The 20,914-nt window shown below is 59.3% G+C and carries 21 protein-coding genes and 2 tRNA genes; 18 read left to right on the top strand and 5 right to left on the bottom strand.

Annotated elements, in window-relative coordinates; all coding sequences use genetic code 11:
* Window positions 1-121 precede the first annotated feature (121 nt).
* From ACR0DB_RS06530 to ACR0DB_RS06520, 3 genes are read left to right on the top strand one after another with little or no spacing between them, the layout of a single operon-like run.
* Window positions 122-1,753: a TadE/TadG family type IV pilus assembly protein gene (locus ACR0DB_RS06530; protein WP_170769337.1), complete on the top strand. Its 1,632-nt coding sequence runs from the start codon at window positions 122-124 to the stop codon at window positions 1,751-1,753.
* Entirely contained in the window at window positions 1,750-2,280 is a 531-nt protein-coding gene (locus ACR0DB_RS06525; RefSeq protein ID WP_170769336.1) for a TadE/TadG family type IV pilus assembly protein, read from the top strand. The genes ACR0DB_RS06530 and ACR0DB_RS06525 overlap by 4 nt, the downstream gene beginning before the upstream one ends.
* Window positions 2,281-2,287: 7 nt before the next feature.
* Window positions 2,288-2,884, top strand: a complete 597-nt coding sequence (locus ACR0DB_RS06520) for a TadE/TadG family type IV pilus assembly protein (RefSeq protein ID WP_170784309.1) — start codon at window positions 2,288-2,290, stop codon at window positions 2,882-2,884.
* Here the strand turns inward: ACR0DB_RS06520 and ACR0DB_RS06515 are convergent.
* Window positions 2,844-3,407 carry a hypothetical protein gene (locus tag ACR0DB_RS06515; RefSeq protein ID WP_336510144.1) on the bottom strand — a complete coding sequence of 188 codons (564 nt, stop codon included), beginning with the start codon at window positions 3,405-3,407 and terminating at the stop codon, window positions 2,844-2,846. The genes ACR0DB_RS06520 and ACR0DB_RS06515 overlap by 41 nt on opposite strands.
* Window positions 3,408-3,498: 91 nt before the next feature.
* Between ACR0DB_RS06515 and ACR0DB_RS06510 the strand changes: the two genes are divergently transcribed.
* Complete coding sequence (locus tag ACR0DB_RS06510) at window positions 3,499-4,410, top strand: pirin family protein (protein ID WP_170769334.1); 912 nt, start codon at window positions 3,499-3,501, stop codon at window positions 4,408-4,410.
* Here ACR0DB_RS06510 and ACR0DB_RS06505 read toward each other — a convergent pair.
* Entirely contained in the window at window positions 4,391-4,987 is a 597-nt protein-coding gene (locus ACR0DB_RS06505; RefSeq protein ID WP_480549603.1) for a TetR/AcrR family transcriptional regulator, read from the bottom strand. The two genes, ACR0DB_RS06510 and ACR0DB_RS06505, sit on opposite strands and share 20 nt — an antisense overlap.
* A 99-nt stretch (window positions 4,988-5,086) precedes the next feature.
* Between ACR0DB_RS06505 and ACR0DB_RS06500 the strand changes: the two genes are divergently transcribed.
* The 14 genes from ACR0DB_RS06500 to ACR0DB_RS06435 all read left to right on the top strand — a co-directional run bounded on the left by ACR0DB_RS06500 (window position 5,087) and on the right by ACR0DB_RS06435 (window position 17,735).
* The gene (locus ACR0DB_RS06500; RefSeq protein WP_170769332.1) at window positions 5,087-5,335 is read left to right on the top strand and encodes a hypothetical protein; all 249 of its coding nucleotides are present in this window, start codon (window positions 5,087-5,089) and stop codon (window positions 5,333-5,335) included.
* A gap of 125 nt (window positions 5,336-5,460) precedes the next feature.
* Window positions 5,461-6,747 (top strand): homoserine dehydrogenase, encoded by a 1,287-nt coding sequence (locus ACR0DB_RS06495; protein WP_480549601.1) that lies wholly within the window; start codon window positions 5,461-5,463, stop codon window positions 6,745-6,747.
* Between the two features lie 69 nt (window positions 6,748-6,816).
* Entirely contained in the window at window positions 6,817-7,797 is a 981-nt protein-coding gene (gene glpX / locus ACR0DB_RS06490) for a class II fructose-bisphosphatase (protein WP_170352726.1), read from the top strand.
* A gap of 93 nt (window positions 7,798-7,890) precedes the next feature.
* Window positions 7,891-9,633 (top strand): single-stranded-DNA-specific exonuclease RecJ, encoded by a 1,743-nt coding sequence (recJ, locus tag ACR0DB_RS06485; protein ID WP_480549599.1) that lies wholly within the window; start codon window positions 7,891-7,893, stop codon window positions 9,631-9,633.
* Between the two features lie 98 nt (window positions 9,634-9,731).
* Window positions 9,732-9,806 (top strand) — tRNA-Glu (locus ACR0DB_RS06480).
* A 22-nt stretch (window positions 9,807-9,828) separates the two neighbouring features.
* A tRNA-Glu gene (locus ACR0DB_RS06475) sits at window positions 9,829-9,903 on the top strand.
* Between the two features lie 282 nt (window positions 9,904-10,185).
* Entirely contained in the window at window positions 10,186-11,925 is a 1,740-nt protein-coding gene (locus ACR0DB_RS06470; protein ID WP_480549597.1) for an ABC transporter substrate-binding protein, read from the top strand.
* An 81-nt stretch (window positions 11,926-12,006) separates the two neighbouring features.
* Window positions 12,007-13,056, top strand: coding sequence for an ABC transporter ATP-binding protein (locus ACR0DB_RS06465; RefSeq protein WP_480549595.1), 1,050 nt, complete (start codon window positions 12,007-12,009; stop codon window positions 13,054-13,056).
* A 1-nt stretch (window position 13,057) separates the two neighbouring features.
* Complete coding sequence (locus tag ACR0DB_RS06460; protein ID WP_480549593.1) at window positions 13,058-14,131, top strand: ABC transporter ATP-binding protein; 1,074 nt, start codon at window positions 13,058-13,060, stop codon at window positions 14,129-14,131.
* Entirely contained in the window at window positions 14,131-14,994 is an 864-nt protein-coding gene (locus ACR0DB_RS06455) for a carbohydrate ABC transporter permease (RefSeq protein WP_085807799.1), read from the top strand. Before ACR0DB_RS06460 ends, ACR0DB_RS06455 begins: the two co-directional genes overlap by 1 nt.
* Window positions 14,991-15,788: a carbohydrate ABC transporter permease gene (locus tag ACR0DB_RS06450; RefSeq protein ID WP_480472568.1), complete on the top strand. Its 798-nt coding sequence runs from the start codon at window positions 14,991-14,993 to the stop codon at window positions 15,786-15,788. Before ACR0DB_RS06455 ends, ACR0DB_RS06450 begins: the two co-directional genes overlap by 4 nt.
* Before the next feature lie 8 nt (window positions 15,789-15,796).
* The gene (locus ACR0DB_RS06445; protein ID WP_170769323.1) at window positions 15,797-16,198 is read left to right on the top strand and encodes a DUF2160 domain-containing protein; all 402 of its coding nucleotides are present in this window, start codon (window positions 15,797-15,799) and stop codon (window positions 16,196-16,198) included.
* 66 nt (window positions 16,199-16,264) lie between these two features.
* The gene (locus ACR0DB_RS06440; protein WP_170769322.1) at window positions 16,265-16,660 is read left to right on the top strand and encodes a BlaI/MecI/CopY family transcriptional regulator; all 396 of its coding nucleotides are present in this window, start codon (window positions 16,265-16,267) and stop codon (window positions 16,658-16,660) included.
* Window positions 16,647-17,735, top strand: a complete 1,089-nt coding sequence (locus ACR0DB_RS06435) for a M56 family metallopeptidase (RefSeq protein ID WP_170784292.1) — start codon at window positions 16,647-16,649, stop codon at window positions 17,733-17,735. The genes ACR0DB_RS06440 and ACR0DB_RS06435 overlap by 14 nt, the downstream gene beginning before the upstream one ends.
* A 6-nt stretch (window positions 17,736-17,741) precedes the next feature.
* On the opposite strand, the gene ACR0DB_RS06430 is transcribed toward ACR0DB_RS06435, so the two are convergent.
* The 3 genes from ACR0DB_RS06430 to ACR0DB_RS06420 form a co-directional block, all read right to left on the bottom strand.
* Window positions 17,742-19,145: an MATE family efflux transporter gene (locus ACR0DB_RS06430; protein WP_480549591.1), complete on the bottom strand. Its 1,404-nt coding sequence runs from the start codon at window positions 19,143-19,145 to the stop codon at window positions 17,742-17,744.
* Between the two features lie 66 nt (window positions 19,146-19,211).
* Window positions 19,212-20,708, bottom strand: a complete 1,497-nt coding sequence (locus ACR0DB_RS06425; protein ID WP_480549589.1) for a GMC oxidoreductase — start codon at window positions 20,706-20,708, stop codon at window positions 19,212-19,214.
* Window positions 20,705-20,896, bottom strand: a complete 192-nt coding sequence (locus ACR0DB_RS06420; RefSeq protein ID WP_170784288.1) for a hypothetical protein — start codon at window positions 20,894-20,896, stop codon at window positions 20,705-20,707. The genes ACR0DB_RS06425 and ACR0DB_RS06420 overlap by 4 nt, the downstream gene beginning before the upstream one ends.
* Window positions 20,897-20,914: the final 18 nt, after the last annotated feature.

Raw genomic sequence — 20,914 nt, 5'->3', positions numbered from 1 at the left:
TGCCCCCAAAAGGGCCTAAAGGGGGGCCGTTTCGCCCAATTCCCGCCACGTTTCACCAGTAATTTCCATGCGTTATCTTTTTCCTAGCAGCTTGGGATGTCTGCTCAACGAGGTCTGCATAATGATTGAACACGCACGTCACGGCGGCAAAACGTTTTTTGGTCGACAAATTCCTTTAGCTCGTCATTTCGCGCAGCGAGAAGACGGTGCATTCACCATTTTTGTGCTGCTGGGTTTCCTTGTCATTTTGGCAACGACCGGTATGGGCGTTGACCTGATGAACTTTGAGCGAGATCGCGCGAACCTTCAGTCCACGTTGGACCGCGCCGTTCTGGCAGCCGCGGATCTTGATCAGCAACTGCCTCCGAAAGCGGTCGTGGTTTCTTATCTGGAAAAGGCCGGGCTTGGAGATAAACTGGTCGGAGAACCCGTTGTCGAGGAAGGCTTAGGGTCTCGTCGAGTTTCTGCCAGAGCGCAGACCGTCGTTCCCACTCATTTCATGCGGTTCTCGGGTGTCAAACAACTCACGGCCGTTGCGGCAAGTACCGCCGAGGAATCCATCGGCGCTGTCGAAATCTCGTTGGTTCTGGATATGTCCGGGTCCATGAACGAAGATTCAGCCGAACCAAACAAGACCAAGATTGAGGTTCTCAGGGATGCGGCAAAGGAATTTGTCACGCTGATGCTGCAAAAGCAGGAAGGCAGCGAGATTTCGATGTCAATCATCCCCTATGCCACTCAGGTGAACGCGGGTGCTGACATTTTGGACAAGTTCACCAATGTCTCAAGCGAACACAGCTTTTCGCATTGCGTTAACTTCACTTCGACTCAGTTCCAGCAAGCAGCCCTTGACCCGGCAACGGCGTTGGAACGCACCGGACATTTCGACGTTTTCACGAACTCGGAAAACCCGATCAGTGCCCCTGTTTGCCCGGTCCGCGCTGGGAGCGAGATTACGCCTGTCACGGACGACATTACCGTATTGCACAACCGAATTGATGCCCTGACGGCGACCGGGAACACCTCGATTGACGTCGGCATGAAATGGGGTACGGCATTGCTGGACCCTGCCTTCCAGGATGTCGTCAGCGATCTGTCGACCGACGGCAACGTCCCGGCAAAATTCAGCAACCGCCCGCTGGGATACGAAGAAGATGTTCTGAAAATCGTGATTGTTATGACCGACGGCCAGAACACCTCGCAATTCCGTTTACGCTCGGACCTGCGCAGCGGTAACTCGAACGTCTGGTACAACCCCAACTACGTTCATTTCAACGGCCAACGAGGTGAATACAGCACCCGCGTTTCCAGCAACCCGCCCACTTATTTCTGGACACGCCAAGGCGTTTTCCGCGATCACCCTTTTGGTGACAACGAACCAGGTCGGGCCACTCGCCTGACATACCCCCAACTGTTTAATCAGGCATCCCTGTACTGGAACGCGGTAAACAACTACCGCTGGCAGAACAACCACCGCACCAACTGGTACAACAACGCCTTCCGCTCGACAGGGGCGTCCAGCAAGAATACGCGCACAACCAATATCTGCGCCGCGGCCAAGAACAAGGGCACGATTATCTACGGTATCGCCTTTGAAGCCCCCGCGGCGGGTCTGACTACGATCAAGAATTGCGCAAGTTCCGACAGCCATGTCTATGAAGTCGACGAGTTTGATGATCCCGAAGGTATCTCTTTGGAAGAGGCATTCGCCTCGATCGCATCGTCGATCAAAAAGTTGAGGTTGACTCAATGACACATCGAGCATTCAAAAAACTACGGCTTTTTAGAAAGTCTGAAAACGGATCGATCACACTCGAATTCGCACTCCTGTTTCCTGCATTCATCTTCTTCATCCTGAGCGCGACGGAGTATTCGCTGGTCACGCTCCAGCAGGCGATGTTGGAACGCGCTGTGGATCAATCCGTAAGGGACGTGCGCTTGGGAACCGGCACGGCCCCTACACATGATTCCATCAAGGATTCGATCTGCGAACGGACCCTGGTTATCAAGAACTGCCAAGACAACATGCGTCTTGAGATGATCGTGCAGAGCGCATTCACCGGAGTTGTCTTGCCGCAAACGCCTGACTGCACCGACAACTCGGAAGAAGCCAGACCTGTGCGCGAGTTTACACCGGGCCTGTCAAACGAGCTGATGATTTTGCGGGCCTGCGCAAAAGTGGACCCCGTATTCCCCACTTCGTTGATGGGCCGCGCTTTGTCTGACGACAGGGGCCAGATCGCTCTGACCGCCACCACAGCATTTGTTCAGGAGCCTTGATAGTCCCATGACCCTGCTTGCAAAAGTTCGAAACCTATTAAACCGCAAAGCCCGTGACGAACGTGGTGCCCTGTCGGTCGAGGCTGTTCTGGTCTTTCCGATGCTGTTCTGGACGGTCACCGGCACCTACACGTTTTTCGACGGTTTCCGGCAAAGCGCCGCCAACCTTCGGGCCGCCTATACCGTTGGAGATCTGATCTCAAGGGAAACGTCAGAGGTTACGGATACATACGTAGACTCCATGCAGGAATTGATGGAGCGTATGGTCGACAATGGTACGCCACTACGTGTTCGCATTTCGCTGGTCAGGTATGATGAAGGCGATGCACGACATTATGTAGACTGGTCCGCCATTCGCGGCTTCTGCGATCAATTGGACAATGACAACATCACCAGCATTAGCGGCTCTTTGCCGCCGATGCCGGATCAGGACACACTTATCATCGTTGAAACCTCAAATGACTTCGATCCGGCCTTTGGTGGCGCCGCAGTCATCGGGGATTGGGTAAGCGACGATTCAACCTTCGAAAATTTTGTATTCACTCGTCCGCGTTTTACGAACGCTATTGCGCAGAACCTTGGCCCTCAGCCGGTCTGTTCATAAGCAAGATAGAAAGCGCCTCAGACATGAATTTGGTTTCGGCGGCGGATGTCATGCCGCCGATGCCAACCCGACGGCCTAGACGCCACCAAAGTCCCGGTGCCCAGGCGTTCGCCTGACCCTCTTTCGTGCGAACCAAAAAGCCGTTTGAGGGCTTGAACGCAAAGACCCCGCGATCCACGGCCTCGATACTGTCGACATAAGCGATAACGCGCCCTGACCCTGTACGCATCTCGGTTTTGGTCAACTCGATCCAGTCGGCAGTTGCAGTCCACATACGGTGCGCCAGCCAGAATGCCGCGATTCCAACCAAGACCAGAAACACCTGCCAGGCCGGCTCTGGCGGGGTTGCCGCTGCCACATAGAGAACCAGCGCTCCAACCACAGCCAACATGCCAACGCCAAGCCAACGTCTTGGTGTTGAAGCCCTTACAGTGGCCAGTACCTCTTGCTGCATCGTCATATCCCCGCGGTCGTTTGACCGGATGTAGCCGCTTTCGCTGACGAAGGACAGAGGGCGGTGCATTGCATTTTTGCGCACAGGTCCCGTGCCCGACTGCAAATTGACGAACCTTACCCGCGCGATACATGGTTCGCATGAGATACAGGAGGCCCATATGTCGCTTAGACCCACGCTGGAGACCAGAAAAGCCATGCCAACGATGGAAGGCGCGGGCGTCAAATTGCACCGCGCATTCGGGTTTCAGGACCCGTCCGAATTGGACCCCTTCCTGCTCTTCGATGATTTCCGAAATGAACGTCCTCAGGACTACATGGCCGGTTTTCCATGGCACCCCCACCGCGGGATAGAGACGATCACCTATGTGCTGTCCGGCACAGTCGAGCATTCGGATTCTCTGGGCAACACCGGCACCTTGGGCGCGGGCGACGTACAGTGGATGACCGCCGGGTCCGGCATTCTGCATCAGGAAATGCCCAAAGGAAACAGCTCTGGGCAGATGCACGGGTTTCAACTGTGGGGCAACCTGCCCTCAGCCCAGAAAATGACGGCACCGCGGTACCAGGATGTGGAAAGCAAAGAGATCCCCGAAATCACGGATGATGACGGCACCAAGGTTCGCGTCATTGTTGGTGAGTTCTGGGGCAAAACCGGCCCGGTAGACGGCATCGCCGCTGACCCGCAATATCTCGATATCCAGATCCCGGCGGGCGTGAAAAAGACCTTTCGCGTCGACACCTATCGCCGCGCTTTTGCCTATGTGTTTCAGGGACAGGCGGCCTTCGCCGATGCCTCGCAACCCACTGGCGTCTTGCTGGAGAAAGAGGTCGCAGGGCAAGAGGTCAATATCCGCGACATGTCCGGCGATCGCACATTGGTGCGGTTTGGAACCGGGGATGAGGTCACGGTTCAGGCCGGGCCGGATGGGGTCCGTTTCCTGCTGATCTCAGGTGCTCCGATCGACGAGCCGGTGGCGTGGCACGGACCCATCGTCATGAACACGCGCGCCGAACTGGAGCAGGCCTTTCGAGAGCTGCAAAACGGCACCTTCATTCGCCCCGCGCACTGACCGAGCGTCGCACCATATCCCAATAAATCCGCTCGACCTCGTCCAGCGACAAACGCCCGCCCGCGCGATACCAGGTCATCACGCCATTCAGCATTGCGATCACGGCCAACGTGGCGATCTTGGTATCCGCGATGTCAAACTGCCCTGCCCGCTGACCGTCTTGCAGAATTGTCTCCAGCGAATCCTCATAGCTGCGGCGCAGAGCCTCAATCTCGGCAAAATTCTCGGGGGTCAGATTGCGCAGTTCCATATAGGCGATGAAGACCTCATCGGGGCGTTGCAGGTGAAACCGGATATGGAAGCCGACAAAGCGGCGCAGGGCCTCAATGGCATCACCTGCGGGATCCAGCGCGCCATAGGCTGTCAGAAGGTCCTGCATGTGGTCGGACATCAGCCTGTATAGAAGGCTCTGCTTGTCGGGTGTGTAGTTATACAGCGCACCGGCCTGCACACCGACTTCGGCCGCGATCTGGCGCATTGACACCGCTGCATAGCCGTGGCGAGCAAACAAAGCCAGCGCCGCCTTGCGAATGCGGGGGCCAGTGATATCGGAATGTGAACCTTGCGTGCGTGCCATAACTCAACAATATCTGAACAGATGTTCAGATAGAACCCCGCTTGAACCGCCGTCGCAAAAGAGGCATCACTGGAGCAGTCCTGTTCGAAAGGGTTCTGAATGAAACCCCTGCCATTTCTGATCGCTGTGCTGGCTTGCGCAGCCTGTGCAAACTTCCCGGAATTGGAGGGAGAGGAACCCACCAACGTGAAAAAGGCACGCTATCCCAAGCTGATCGCGTTGCAGCAGAATCTGGGCCCGCCAGTCGACCCCGTCAGCGAAGCCGCCGAGGTCGAAGAAGAGCTGAACGCCCGCCGCGAAGCGCTGGAAAACAAGGCGGATCAACTGCAGAACGCAGAAATCAACTGAACGTCGTCAAAATCCCTTGTTGGCCTGGCTCGGGACGCATTGCACCCTCGCGCCGAACCCGCTAAGGCAGCGGAGAACGGGCAAGGCCCGACAGGCGATGAATTCGAGCGAAAGGAACCCACGGGATGACACAGGCGCTGCGGCTTGGAATTGCGGGCTTGGGAACGGTCGGCGTGGGTGTCGTCAAGATCGTGCGGCAACATGCGGATTTGCTGCAAGCACGCACCGGCCGTCCCATCGAAATCACCGCTGTTTCGGCACGCGACGCGTCCAAGGATCGCGGCGTGAACCTGTCGGGCTATGCCTGGGAAACCGACCCTGTCGCCTTGGCACAACGGGACGATATCGACGTCTATGTCGAGCTGATGGGCGGTGAAAACGGCCCCGCCAAAGCCTCGGTCGAGGCGGCGCTGGCCAGTGGCAAGGATGTCGTCACCGCAAACAAGGCCCTGCTGGCGATCCACGGGCAAGAGCTGGCCGAAAAGGCCGAGGCCGCCGGGCGCGTTATCCGGTTCGAGGCCGCCGTTGCAGGCGGTATCCCGGTGATCAAATCCCTGACCGAAGGTCTTGCAGGCAATGAGATCACCCGCGTCATGGGCGTGATGAACGGCACCTGCAACTATATTCTGACCCGGATGCAATCGCAGGAGCTGGGCTATAACGCCCTGTTCGAAGAATGCGCCCAGCTGGGGTACCTCGAAGCTGATCCAAATCTGGATGTCGGCGGCATCGACGCGGCACATAAACTGGCGCTGCTGTCGTCGATTGCCTTCGGCACCAAACCCAACTTCGACGGGATCGAGATTGAGGGCATTCAGCAGATCAGCCTCGATGACATCCATCAGGCCGACGACATGGGCTATCGCATCAAGCTGCTAGGTGTGGCGCAGAAAACCGCGCGTGGGCTGGTCCAACGGATGCAGCCCTGCCTTGTACCCAGCGGCTCGGCGCTGGGGCAACTGGAAGGCGGCACCAACATGGTGGTGATCGAGGGCGACTCAGTTGACCAAGTTGTTCTGCGCGGCCCCGGCGCGGGCGAAGGCCCCACGGCTAGTGCCGTGATGGGCGATGTCTGCGATCTGGCGCGAGGGTTGCAAATCCCGACCTTTGGCCGGCCCGCGACCTCGTTGCAGGATGCGGCACCGGCGATCACCGGCCTGCCTGCCCCTTACTACCTGCGTCTTGCGCTGTTCGACAAACCCGGCGCGCTGGCGAAAGTGGCTGCCATTCTGGGCGATGCCGGTGTGTCGATCGACCGGATGCGCCAATATGGCCATTCCGAAAGCACCGCGCCGGTCCTGATCGTCACGCACAAGACAACACGGGCCACTTTGGACGTGGCATTGGATGGGTTCCGCGACACCGATGTGGTCTCGGGCGAACCGGTCGCGCTGCGCATTGAAGAGGTTTGACCCTTGCGGCCTGACTAGGCCGCAGGCTATGCCCAAGAAAACGCCTATACTGACCTGAGGATAGTGAAAATGAGTGCTGCCAAGATTGATTTCAACGACCGACTGCTGTCGCTGGGCCTGGCGCGGGTTGCGGAACAGGCTGCTCTGGCCTCTGCCTCGCTGGTGGGACGTGGTGACGAGAAGGCAGCCGATCAAGCAGCGGTCAACGCGATGCGCGAACAGTTGAACCTGCTAGATATCGCAGGCGTCGTGGTCATCGGCGAAGGCGAGCGGGACGAAGCGCCGATGCTTTATATCGGTGAAGAGGTCGGTACCGGTAATGGCCCCGGCGTGGACATCGCGCTGGACCCGCTGGAAGGCACCACCCTGACCGCCAAGGACATGCCCAACGCGCTGACCGTGATTGCGATGGGCCCCCGCGGCTCGATGCTGCATGCGCCCGACGTTTACATGGACAAGCTGGCCGTGGGTCCGGGCTATCCCGAAGGCGTCGTGAATCTGGACATGAGCCCGCGCGAACGGGTCGAGGCTCTGGCCAAAGCCAAGGGCTGCGCGCCCGCTGACATTACAGTTTGCATTCTGGAACGCCCCCGGCACGAGGCGATGATCGCCGAAGTACGCGAGACGGGCGCCTCGATCCGTCTGATCACCGATGGGGATGTGGCCGGTGTGATGCATTGCGCCGAAAGTGAAGAGACCGGCATCGACATGTATATGGGCCAAGGCGGCGCACCTGAGGGTGTGCTGGCTGCAGCGGCCTTGAAATGCATGGGTGGGCAGATCTTTGGCCGCCTGCTGTTCCGCAACGATGACGAACGTGGCCGTGCCGCCAAGGCGGGCATCACCGATCTGGACCGTATCTACGAACGCGATGAGATGGTGACAGCCGACGTGATCTTCGCCGCAACCGGCGTGACCGGCGGGTCGCTGTTGCCGCGCATCAAGCGCGAGCCGGGTTGGCTGGAAACCACCACCCTGCTGATGCGGTCTAAGACCGGATCGGTTCGGCGCATGTCCTATCGCACCCCTCTGTGGTCGCACGACAACTAGCGGCTTGCGCCGCGGCCTCCGGCGGTCGTATTTTGAACGAGAAGAAGGGCCGGGTCCGAAAGGTATCCGGCCTTGGCATATCAGGGGCGGGTCATGAGCTTTCTTGGGGTTGAACAGTCTTTGTCCGGGCGGCGGTGGGTCGGCCCCTCGGCGGATGTGGAACGCGCAACCGAGATGCTGGTGCAACAGGCTGGGCTGCCGCGTGCTGTTTGCCAGGTGCTGGCGGTCCGTGGCGTTCCCGCGATGGAGGTTCCCGGTTTCCTGGAGCCCAAGCTTAAGGAACTGCTGCCCGATCCGCGTGACATGAAGGATATGGAGATCGCAGCCACCCGGTTTCTGACGGCGGTGCGAGCCAAGCAGCGGATTGCTGTTTTTGCGGACTATGATGTGGACGGCGGCAGTTCTGCGGCGTTGCTTTTGGTCTGGCTGCGGCAGATGGGGTTGCAGGCGACGCTGTACGTGCCCGACCGGATTGATGAAGGCTATGGCCCCAATGTGCCCGCAATGGAAGAGCTGGCCGCCCGTCACGACCTGATCATCTGCGTCGATTGCGGCACGCTGAGCCATGAACCGATCGCGGCAGCCAAGGGCGCGGATGTAATCGTGCTGGATCACCATTTGGGCGGCGAGACCCTGCCCGAATGCGTGGCCGTGGTGAACCCGAACCGGCAGGATGAAAGCGGCGATCTGGGCTATCTCTGCGCTGCGGGCGTCGTGTTCTTAATGCTGGTCGAGGCCGGGCGGCAACTGCGTGAGGCCGGGGTCAAGGGACCGGACCTGATCTCTCTGCTGGATTTGGTGGCGCTGGCGACCGTGGCAGATGTCGCTCCTCTGATCGGGGCGAACCGCGCGCTGGTGCGTCAGGGGCTGAAGGTGATGGCACAGCGGCAGCGGCCCGGTCTGGTGGCCCTTTCGGACGTGGCGCGGATGGATTCGGCCCCCAACAGCTATCACCTTGGGTTCATGCTGGGACCGCGCGTGAACGCGGGCGGACGCATTGGCCAGGCCGATCTGGGAGCGCGGTTGCTCAGCACCGATTCGATGCACGAGGCCGAGGCCCTGTCGCAGCGCTTGGACGAACTGAATACCGAGCGCCGCGATATCGAAAACACCGTACGCGCAGCCGCCATGGAACAGGCCGAGGAACGAGGAGTGGACGCCCCCCTTGTCTGGGCCGCTGGTGAGGGCTGGCATCCCGGCGTCGTTGGCATCGTTGCGTCGCGTCTGAAAGAGGCCGCGAACCGCCCAGCCATCGTGATCGGCTTTGACGGGGATGAAGGCAAGGGCTCGGGTCGCTCGGTTTCGGGCGTCGATCTGGGGGCTTCGATCCAGCGTCTGGCTGCCGAAGGGCTGCTGCTCAAAGGTGGCGGGCACAAGATGGCTGCAGGGCTAACCGTGATGCGCGATCAGCTGGAACCAGCCATGGCGCGGCTGTCAGAATTGTTGGCCAAACAGGGCGCGGGCGAAGGCGGTCCGGCGGACCTGAAGCTGGACGGCACGTTGATGCCGGGTGCCGCCACTGTGGACCTGATCGAACAGATCGAAAAGGCAGGTCCGTTTGGCGCCAGCGCCCCTGCCCCGCGCTATGCTCTGCCCGATCTGCAAGTGCGCTTTGCCAAACGCGTAGGCGAGTCACATCTGAAACTGTCCCTGTCCGATGGTGTGGGCAGCGGTCTGGACGCCATCGCGTTCGGTGCATTCGACGGGCGAATCGGGGAAAAACTGTCCAACCACGGTGGCGCTCGGTTCCATTTTGCTGGGCGGCTCGAGGTCAATACGTGGGGCGGACGGCAATCCGTGCAGCTTCGGTTGGAGGACGCAGCCGAGGCAAATTAGGCCCGCGCCCGACCCCGCCAAAAAACTTGTCCCTCCCTGCATTTTTCGGCTTGCGGGGGGTGTAGGTAAACCGTAAAAGGCCCTCCACAAGCCAGCGTGGCCCGTTCGTCTATCGGTTAGGACGCCAGGTTTTCAACCTGGAAAGAGGGGTTCGATTCCCCTACGGGCTGCCACTTGTGCTTGTTCGGCTTAAATGGCCCGTTCGTCTATCGGTTAGGACGCCAGGTTTTCAACCTGGAAAGAGGGGTTCGATTCCCCTACGGGCTGCCATTTCCCCCCTCTTTTTCGCCGTGCAGTCCGCCGGTTTCGCTTTGGATGTCTGGGAATCGATTTCAACGACAAACCCGAACTCACAATTGCGGCAAACCACCACTCAGCCTTTTGTCTGTCTTGTAACTGCGCTCCCAATAACTTGAAAAGTGTTTTTTTTCAACGCATTATACGACGTCAATTTCATTTACTAAAAATTTAGTTTGACACATATGCAAAAAATCGCCGATGCTCCTCGCCATCCGGTTCGCGCCGGAAACCATAATCTTTGGGAGGAGACAGATGCGGAGACATCTACTTTCCGCCGTGGCGGCAGCAGCCGTCATTGCGGGGCACGGTACCGCTTGGGCCGACGAAGCCGCAGCAACACGTTGGATCGACGACGAATTCCAGCCGTCGACCCTGTCGAAAGACGAACAGATGGGTGAGATGAAATGGTTCATCGAAGCTGCACAACCCTATGCGGGCATGGAGATCAACGTCCTGTCCGAGGGCATCCCGACCCATTCCTATGAATCCGAGGTGCTGACCAAGGCATTCGAGGAGATCACCGGCATAAAGGTCAACCACCAGATCCTCGGTGAGGGCGAAGTGGTTCAGGCCGTGCAGACCCAGATGCAGACGGGCCGGAACCTGTATGACGGTTACGTCAATGACAGCGACCTGATCGGCACGCATTCGCGCCTGCAACTGGCCTATAACCTGACCGAACAAATGGGCGGTGACTGGGCGGCGACCACATCGCCGACATTGGATCTGGATGACTTCATGGGTATTCAGTTCACCACTGGCCCGGACGGAAACCTGTACCAGCTGCCCGACCAGCAGTTCGCGAACCTCTACTGGTTCCGCAAGGACTGGTTCGATGATGAGGCCAACAAGGCCGCGTTCAAAGAGAAGTATGGCTACGACCTTGGCGTTCCGGTCAACTGGTCAGCCTACGAAGACATCGCCGAGTTCTTCACCAACGACGTGAAAGAAGTCGATGGTGTGGCGATCTATGGCCACATGGATTACGGCAAACGTGCGCCTGACCTTGGGTGGCGTATGACTGATGCGTGGCTCTCGATGGCCGGCGCAGGCGACGTAGGTGAGCCGAACGGCGTTCCCGTCGACGAATGGGGCATCCGCATGGAAGCGGGCACCTGTAACCCAGTTGGTGCGTCCGTCTCGCGCGGTGGTGCTGCAAACGGCCCGGCTGCGGTTTATGCGATCCGTAAATGGGATGAGTGGCTGCGGAACTACGCGCCTCCGGGTGCGGCGTCCTATGACTTCTACCAGTCGCTGCCGGCGCTCAGCCAAGGCAACGTGGCCCAGCAGATCTTCTGGTACACCGCCTTTACCGCCGACATGGTCAAGCCGAAGTCCGAAGGCAACAACACCGTGGATGACGAAGGCACGCCGCTGTGGCGGATGGCGCCCAGCCCGCATGGCCCCTACTGGGAAGAAGGTCAGAAGGTTGGTTATCAGGACGTGGGCTCCTGGACGTTCCTCAAATCGACCCCCTCGGATCGTGCCCAGGCCGCGTGGCTGTACGCTCAGTTCGTGACGTCCAAGACTGTTGATGTGAAGAAGTCCCACGTGGGTCTGACCTTCATCCGCGACAGCTCGGTCAACCACGAGTCCTTCACCGAACGCGCACCCAAGCTAGGTGGTCTGGTCGAGTTCTACCGCTCGCCCGATCGTGTGGCATGGTCGCCGACCGGCATCAATGTTCCGGACTATCCGAAGCTGGCCCAGATCTGGTGGCAGCAGATCGGTGACGTGAACTCGGGCGCCTTCACCCCGCAAGAGGCGATGGATCGTCTGGCCGAGGAAATGGACATCACCATGTCCCGGATGCAGGCCGCCGATGAGGCCGCCAACGTCTATGGCGGCTGTGGCCCGCGCCTGAATGAGCCGCAGGACCCTGCCTTCTGGCTGGAAAAAGCCGGTTCGCCTAAGGCCAAGTTGGACAACGAAAAGCCGCAGGGCCAGACCGTCAACTATGACGAGCTGGTTGCGCGCTGGCAGGCCAACTAAGCCAATGCAACCGGGGGTGCCGTGCGCGGCATCCCCACCCCACGACCAGTGCGCCGCACTGAAGGACCGGAACCCACGGACATGATCGAACTTCAAGACGCCACCAAGCGGGTTGGCAACGTTATTCATATCAAGCCTACCAACCTGAAGCTGCAGACCGGCCATTTCAATGTGCTGCTGGGTGCGACAGGATCGGGCAAGACCTCTCTGATCAAGATGATGGCCGGGCTGGATCCGATGGCCTCGGGCAAAGTGCTGATGGACGGGCAGGATGTGACCCGGCTGAACACGCAAAAGCGGCAGATCAGCCTGGTGCACCAGTTCTTCGTGAACTACCCGCATATGACAGTTTTCGACAATATTGCCTCGCCCCTGCGCGTGGCAGGCATGGCGCAATCCGAGATCGAAGGCCGCGTGGAAGAGGCCGCTGACTTGCTGCAATTGCGCCCCATGCTGCATCGCCGCCCACATGAGCTGTCGGGGGGTCAGCAACAGCGTACAGCTCTCGCCCGCGCGATTGCCAAGGAAAGCCGCGCGGTGTTTCTGGACGAGCCGCTGGCAAACCTCGACTACAAGCTGCGCGAAGAATTGCGCGAACAACTGCCCGACTTGTTTGCAGGGCGCGGGGCCGTCGTGGTCTATGCGACCTCGGAACCCGAAGAGGCGCTGCTTCTGGGTGGCTACACCGCCCTGATGGAGGATGGTCGCGTCACGCAATTCGGCCCCACCGCCGATATCTATCGCAATCCTGAAAACATCGCCGCCGCGCGTGTGTTCTCGGACCCGCCGATCAACGTGGCCCAAATCACCGTGTCCGGCGCTCAAGCGCAACTGGCAGGTGGCGGAGGCTGGGCCGTCTCGGACATGGCTGACGGAGATTACATGGTCGCCGTGCGCCCGCACCGGGTGACGCCGTTCCGCACATCGGACGCAGATGTCGAGCTGACAGGCCGGGTGATCGTGACCGAGCTGTCGGGATCAGATTCCAGCGCGCATTTCCGGCATGGCTCGGATGATTGGGTCTCGCTGGCGGCTGGCGTGCATCCCTATCAAGTCGGCGAAGATCACAGTTTCTACTTGAACCCGGCCCATTGCCGGTATTTCGGCCAAGACGGCAAAAGGGTGGCCTGACATGGCACAGATTAAACTTTCGAACCTGCGACACAGCTATATGCCCGCGCCGAAAGGCCCCGAAGATTATGCGCTGAAGGAAATCGACGTCACATGGCGCGATGGTGGGGCCTATGCCCTGTTGGGCCCGTCTGGCTGCGGCAAGTCCACGTTGCTGAACATCATCTCGGGCTTGCTGACCCCGTCCGAAGGGCAAATCTTGTTCGATGATCGGGATGTGACCGCCCTGCCCCCCGACCAGCGCAACATTGCACAGGTCTTCCAGTTCCCGGTGATCTACGACACGATGACTGTGGGCGAAAACCTGGCCTTTCCGCTGAAAAACCGCGGCGTAGACCCGGCAACGATCAAGCGTCGTGTCGATGAGATCGCCGAGATGTTGGACGTCACGGATATGCTGAGCACCCGCGCCAGCGGCCTGAGCCCGGACAACAAGCAGAAAATCTCGATGGGGCGCGGGCTGGTGCGCGATGACGTGAACGCAGTGATGTTTGACGAACCGCTGACCGTGATCGACCCGCACCTGAAATGGAAACTGCGGTCCAAGCTGAAAGAGCTGCACCAGCGCGTCAAAGCCACGATGATCTATGTGACCCATGACCAGACCGAGGCCCTTACTTTCGCCGACGAAGTCGTTGTCATGCAAGAAGGCGAAGTGGTGCAGATCGGCACACCGGTTGAACTCTTCGAGCGGCCTCAGCATACGTTTGTGGGTCACTTCATCGGCTCACCCGGCATGAATGTCCTGCCCTGCGAAGCCAAAGGCGACCGCGCGGTGTTCGAAGGCCACGAGGTGATGCTGGAAGGCCCAACCCATGGCGACGGAGGCCGCACCGATCTGGGTATCCGGCCCGAATATGTGGGCTTTGGAGATACGGGCATCCCGGCGCATGTTACCAAGGTCTCGGATATTGGTCGCCACTACGTGGTCAGCGCCATGGTTGGCAATACCGCGCTCAAGGCCGTGACGGAACACAGCGTGCCGGAACCCGGTTCGCATGTGTTCCTGCAATTCAAACCAGAACAATCCCGCGTCTACCGCGACGGCTGGATCGCAACCGAGGAGCGCAGCTGATGAGAACGGAAAACCAAAAAGCGTGGTTCTTTGTGTTGCCCGTGCTGGCGCTGGTCGCATTCAACGCGCTGGTGCCGATGATGACGGTGGTCAACTACTCGGTGCAGGAAACCTTTGGCAACAACCAGTTCTTCTGGGAAGGCCTTGGCTGGTTCGAGCAAATCCTGCGCTCGGACCGTTTTCAGGCTGCTTTGGGACGGCAATTCCTGTTTACCTTCCTGATCCTGCTAATCGAGGTGCCCCTCGGCATCATCGTCGCCCTGTCGATGCCGCGCAAAGGCTTCTGGGTGCCGGTCTGTCTGGTCCTGATGGCCCTGCCGATGCTGATCCCGTGGAACGTAGTCGGCTCGATGTGGAACATCTTTACCCTGCCCAAGATCGGCCTGCTGGGCTACTTCCTGAATGATGTTCTGGGCATCAACTATGACATGACGCAACAGCCTCTGTCGGCTTGGATCACGGTCGTCGTCATGGATGTCTGGCACTGGACGTCGCTGGTTGTTCTGCTGTGCTATGCGGGCCTCGTGTCGATCCCCGATGCCTATTATCAGGCCGCCAAAATCGACGGTGCCAGCCCTTGGTCGGTGTTCCGCTATATCCAACTGCCCAAGATGAAAACCGTCCTGACCATCGCCGTCCTGCTGAGGTTCATGGACAGTTTCAACATCTATACCGAGCCCTTCGTTCTGACGGGCGGTGGCCCCGGCAACTCAACCACCTTGCTGTCGATCGACCTTGTGAAGATCGCGCTGGGACAGTTCGACCTTGGCCCTGCAGCCGCGATGAGCCTGATCTATTTCGCCATCACGCTGCTGGTCAGCTGGGTCTTCTACACTCTGATGACAAAGGATGACGCGCAATGAAGAAGCGGTCTCTTATCCCGATCCTCTATATCGCGTTCCTGATGCTGCCGATCTATTGGCTGGTGGCGATGTCCTTCAAGACAACGAACGAAATCCTGTCGGGCTTTTCCCTATTTCCCCAGACCTTTACGCTGGAAAATTACATCACCATCTTCACCGATCCGACGTGGTACTGGGGCTATATCAACTCGATCCTCTACGTGACGCTGAACACCGTGCTGTCGGTCTGTGTAGCCCTGCCTGCGGCCTATGCGTTCTCGCGCTATCGGTTTCTGGGTGACAAGCAGCTGTTCTTTTGGCTGCTGACCAACCGGATGGCCCCGGCGGCCGTGTTCGCGCTGCCGTTCTTCCAGCTTTATTCGTCGATCGGGCTGTTTGACACCCATCTGGCCGTGGCGCTGGCGCATACACTGTTCAACGTGCCGCTGGCGGTGTGGATTCTGGAAGGCTTCATGCGCGGCATCCCAAAGGAACTGGATGAAACCGCCTATGTCGACGGCTATTCCTTCCCGCGCTTCTTCGTGACGATTTTCCTACCCAACATCAAGGCGGGCGTCGGCGTGGCGGCGTTCTTCTGCTTCATGTTCTCATGGGTCGAAATGCTGCTGGCCAAAACCCTCACAGCGGTCGAGGCGAAACCCATCGCCGCCGTGATGACCCGCACCGCCTCCAGCGCCGGGTACGAGCTGGGTCTGCTGGCCGCTGCCGGGACATTGACCATCATCCCCGGTGCCATCGTCATCTGGTTTGTCCGCAACTACATCGCGCGTGGTTTCGCGATGGGCCGTGTGTGAGGTTCGATATGCGTAAACTTCTTCTCACCCTCCCCTTTCTACCCTCGATGGCGGCTGCCCAGCAGGCCGGTTGGGGCAGCGTCGGCCAGCAGGAGGAAAAAGGGTTTTCCTGGACCGATCCCTTGTGGCCCGATTTCTGGATGGCTTGGACCCCCGCAACGCTGGCGCTGTTCGTCGGTATCTTTTCGGCCATCGCCCTGATCGGCGTGCTGGAGGGGTTCAAGTTCCGCGACGGGATCGAACGGCGCGGCGTTCTGGGCCTGACCACTACGCTGGGGGATCGACTGTTCATCACCCTATTGGGATCGGCCTATATCTTCCTTGCTTGGCTGGGATTGGTTGGCCAGCCCGTCTGGGCACCGCTTTTCCTGTCGATCGGCTGGGGATTCTTCGTCTTCTGGAAAGTTTGAGCTTTGCGAAACAGCGAAAGGATGCTTGTCTGTCAGGCATACTAAAAAATGCGACACGAAAGACCGATGCGAAAGAAAAAGACAACAAACCTTCTGACCGAGGTAGAGCTGGAGTTCATGAATGAGCTCTGGGCGCTTGGTCAGGGCTCGGTCCGTGACGTGCTTGATCGTCTGCCTCCAGAACGCAATCTGGCCTATACCTCCGGCGCAACCATCCTGCGGATTCTCGACGAGAAAGGCTTCGTCGAAAGCCGCAAGGACGGCAAGACGCTGATCTATACGCCGCTGCTGGAGAAAGACAAATATCAGGCACGGTCGTTGCAGAACCTCTCGCGTACATTGTTCGATGACACGCCTGCCTCGCTGGTGGCGCGCCTGGTAGACGATGCGGGCCTGAGCGAAGCCGATCTGGAGGAAATTCGAGCACTGGTAGAAAGGAGACTGCACAATGACGGCGGTTAAACCGGTTCTCGACGCGTATCTGGAATGGAATATCGTACTGGCCCTCGCGGCACTGGTGTGGCTGGTCGTGCGGGCCATTATGGGTCGGACGCGGCTGCAATATGGCTTTGTTGCGCAGCTTCAGGCGCTCAAGGCCCTGTGCCTTTGCGTCGTTCTTAGCCCTGTTCTGGCCATTGGGGCATTTGCACTCACCTCAGCCCATGGCACCGTTGCTTTGGGGGACATCGCCGTTGCCGCCTATCTGCGCGGAGACATCGCCATGCCCGCGACCCAATTCGAGGCGCTTTTGAACACACGCGAACGCTGGGTCGAAGTATTTGTTTCCGGTGCATATCCGGTTCTGTCCGCGATCTTCGGTCTGGTGATCGTGATGGCCGCGGCCTATGCCGTGCGCGTCCTGCGCGATGGGCTGGCGATCCGTGAAACGATCCAGACCAGCTTTTTGTGGCGGCATTCGGCCAAGGTCGATATACGCCTCTCCGACCGGATCGCCGTGCCCTTTGCCGTGCGCGGCCTTCGTCGCCGCCATGTTGTCCTGCCCAGCCATCTGCTGGACACGCCGCGCGAATTGCGCTTTGCGCTGGCGCATGAGCTTCAGCACGTGCGTGCGGGCGATGTGGAGTGGGAGCTAGGGTTCGAAATTTTACGCCCATTGCTGTTCTGGAACCCCGCCTATCTGGTGCTGAAATATCAGTTCGACCGTCTGCGCGAGCTGGCCTGCGACCAATCCGTGGTTGCCCGCCGCGGGATCAACGCGCGCGACTATACCGCTTGCCTGCTGGACTATTGCGCCCGCACGGTGCGCAAGGGCAGCCCTCGGGTTCTGAATGTCGCGCTGGTCACGGGAGGCAAAGCAAAGCGCGTGTTGCGCCAACGCGTGATGGCGCTGGCCGAGGCTCCCTCGGTCCGCTCTGGCACTCCGGTGCTGTTTCTGGGCCTGACGCTGGTCTTTGCAACCGTGCTGGGTTTTGGTGCCGCCTCCGTGCAACAGACCGAGGATTGGAGCCACGACCGATTGATGCTGTCGACAGTAGTTAACCTTGAACGGCTCGAGGCTCGCAACAGCGGCAACTGATCCCGCTTACCAACCACGCCGCCCAAACAGCGCGTGAAGTCGGTTCTGCCCGGCAAACGGGTCCGGCTTTTTCGGCGTGCTGAGCTTTGACACAACGCGGCGCACCATCACCCAGCAGACAACCGCAAAGACAACGCCCCCCAGCGCCTGCCCCATCAGGACACCAGGCGCGCCGGCAAGGATGCCTCCGACCACGGCAAACGGCCAAGTACCCAACGTATGCCGCCCCCAATTGACCCATGTGGAATAGATGGGATGGCCCAGATTGTTAAAGCTGGCATTGGCAACAAAGATTACCCCGTTGAAGAAAGACGCCAGCGCCAGAGGACCGCAGAACAGATAGATCAGCGCCCGCGTTTCCCCCTGCGCCAGAAACAGATCCGCAATTGGGCCTCGAAGGGCAAACAAGACAGCGGCCATCAGCAGAACGTAGATGGCGGTGAATTTGACCCCGGCCAGAAACGTCTCTTTCACTCGATCATATTGCCCCGCACCATAGTTCTGGCCGACGATGGGGCCGATCGCGCCTGATAGGGCAAACACAACCGAAAACGCCACCGGCATCAGCCGTGCGATAACCGCCATGCCGGCTACAGCATCGGTTCCGAACTGCGCCACCTCACGGATGACGATGGCGTTACCGACGGGCGTGGCTATGTTGGTTAATACGGCAGGTACCGCAATGGCACGCACCGGGCGCACATCCTGAACCACTTGTTTAAGCGAAGGGCGCGCGAACCCTCGATGCACCTTTGTCGCAGGTCGCATCACCGCTATCAGCATACAGACCCGCGCGATGACCGAGGCTATCGCCGCCCCGTCCAGCCCAAGCCCAACCGCAAAGATCAGGATCGGATCCAGCACCGCGTTGACCAGCCCACCAAATATCGTCGCCTGCATGGAACGGCGCGCATCCCCATGGGCCCGTAAGACCGCCATCCCGGCCATGGCCAACGCCATCACCCACATGGTCGGAAGAATGATCGAGCTATAGCGCACTGCAAGGTCCAGCACTTCACCTTCGGCCCCCAACAGCGATAACAAGGCCCTAAGATTCCACAGCACTAGCGCGGACAGGATCATGCCGGTGATCGCGCCCAGCACTGCTACGCTGGTGCCAAACCGCCTGGCTTGATCCGGTCGCCCTGCCCCCAGCTCACGCGAGACCAGAGCTCCTGCGGCAATAGAAAGGCCGACATTGACCGAGTTGGTAAAGAACAGCAGCGTCCCGGCATAGCCAACCGCCGCCGCCAACGCGTCGTTACCCAGCATCGAGATGAACACCATATCGACGAAGTCGACAGCGAAGATCGCCATCAGGCCGATACTGGTGGTCAATGACATGCGCGTGACATGGCGCATCAGGCTGCCCGACAGAAAGACTGCCTGACCCGAGCTTTGAGATGTCATGAACGCCCCCCTTGTGCGGGGCTAACCTGCCAGTGGAATACAGGGGGCTTCAACCCCAAAACCCCGTCAGGCAGAACGCCCAAGCAAATGATCCGCCAGCCGCAGGGACAGTTGTACAATAGTAAACGTGGGGTTGGCGTGGCCGCAGGTCGCAAACACACCTGACCCTGCAACATAGAGGTTCGCGGCCCCATGCACCTTACAGTTGGCATCGACCACACCAGTCTCGGGCGTCTCGGACATGCGCGCGCCGCCCATATGGTGGCTGCCATAGTCCAACGGCAGGTTTTCGAATGCATCGCGGTTCCACAAGGCGGGGTCCATCCGCATCCGGCCCAGCCCGTTTCGGATCAGGAACTTGGCCACTTCAATGGTTGATCCGCGCAGGGTCTCGATATCTTCGGGCATCAGCCGCAGTTCCAGCCCGACAGTATTCAGATCAAACCGATCCCGCTGATCGGTCAGAACAACCCGGCTGGCAGGGTTAGGGCGCTGTTCAGCCGTGACCTGAGAGTTGCTGGTGAAAAAGTAATCCTCATCGAATTTCAAACCGTTAATAAAGCCCGTGTCCCCCAGCTCTTTGGGCGGCAGTTTTCTGCGTCGTAGTCGCCGCATCCGCACGGCTGAGTTGGTCCAGCCGTTTTTTAGCATCTGGTCCTGGCTGGGACTCAGCACAAGCTCGGGGCGGGAGCGCCTCGTCAGACGTTCGAATTCCCATGTCGGGGAATGAGAATAAAGACGCCGTGTGATGAAGTATGTTTCATGGTCGATTACCGGATGCTCCATGAAACAGCGACCAACCATGTCGTTCTGATTGCCGAACCTGTTGTTTTGCCGGGCGTTCAGATGCAGCAGCATACGGCTGTTTTCCAAACCGCCCATGGCCAGCACAAAGCGTCCGGCAGCCACCGCCCCCTCGCCATCACCATAGTTACGGATCTGCGCCTGCGTGATTTGGCCGGTCTCACCATCGACGTCGAACCCTACCACATTGGCATTCAAGACAAGGTCGATGTTCGGCTCATCCTCCAATTGCCCCTGATAGAATGGACCGAAGCGTACCGGGTCCGTGTTGCCGATATCATAAAACGCCCGGTCAGAGCTGAACCTCTGCTCAACAACATCCAGCGTGCCGCTGTCGTCAACCGGTTTGCGGAAGCCGCCCGAGAACTGTCCTGTTTGCAAAAGTTTAGCTGTTTCCGCCTGATACGGGGCCAGATCCTCGTACCGAATGGGCCATCCGCTGAGGGGTACGTCCGGGCGCGGCAGAAAGTCGGACCGGTCCAGCAAAAGACATTGCCCGCCCCAATGACCGGTCGTCCCCCCAAGCGCGCGCAGCCGGGGCGCAGACAGAGGGTAATATTCCAGGCCCAGATTTTCGCCCTCATATAGTTCCTGCGAGTCGGGCGTGACCTCACGGTCTCCGGCCTCTAGAAGAACCACTCGACGGCCCGCCTGTGCCAGTTTCAGCGCAAGCGCGATACCAGCCGGCCCCGCGCCTACGATGCAGCAGTCATAGGGCCCCTCTAACGCCGGGATTTCAGCGCGCGCATCCAGGATCATGACAACCCGTCCACATCCAGGTCGCTCGCATCCAACAGCCAGCCATCAGCAAAAACCACTTTCGGATCGGAAATGGGAGGCAGCGGATTATCCCGCGACTTCAAAATTGCAATCCTGGCAACCGGTGGGACAATGACCACCGCAGCAACAGCCCCAAGAAGATGACGTCTTTTCAAAGCAAATTTCAACGAACACACCAAACAAAC

This window comes from Ruegeria sp. AB6 (assembly GCF_056542685.1).
The sequence above is the reverse complement of the archived record's forward strand: the minus strand, read 5'-3'. Positions and strand labels throughout refer to the sequence as shown.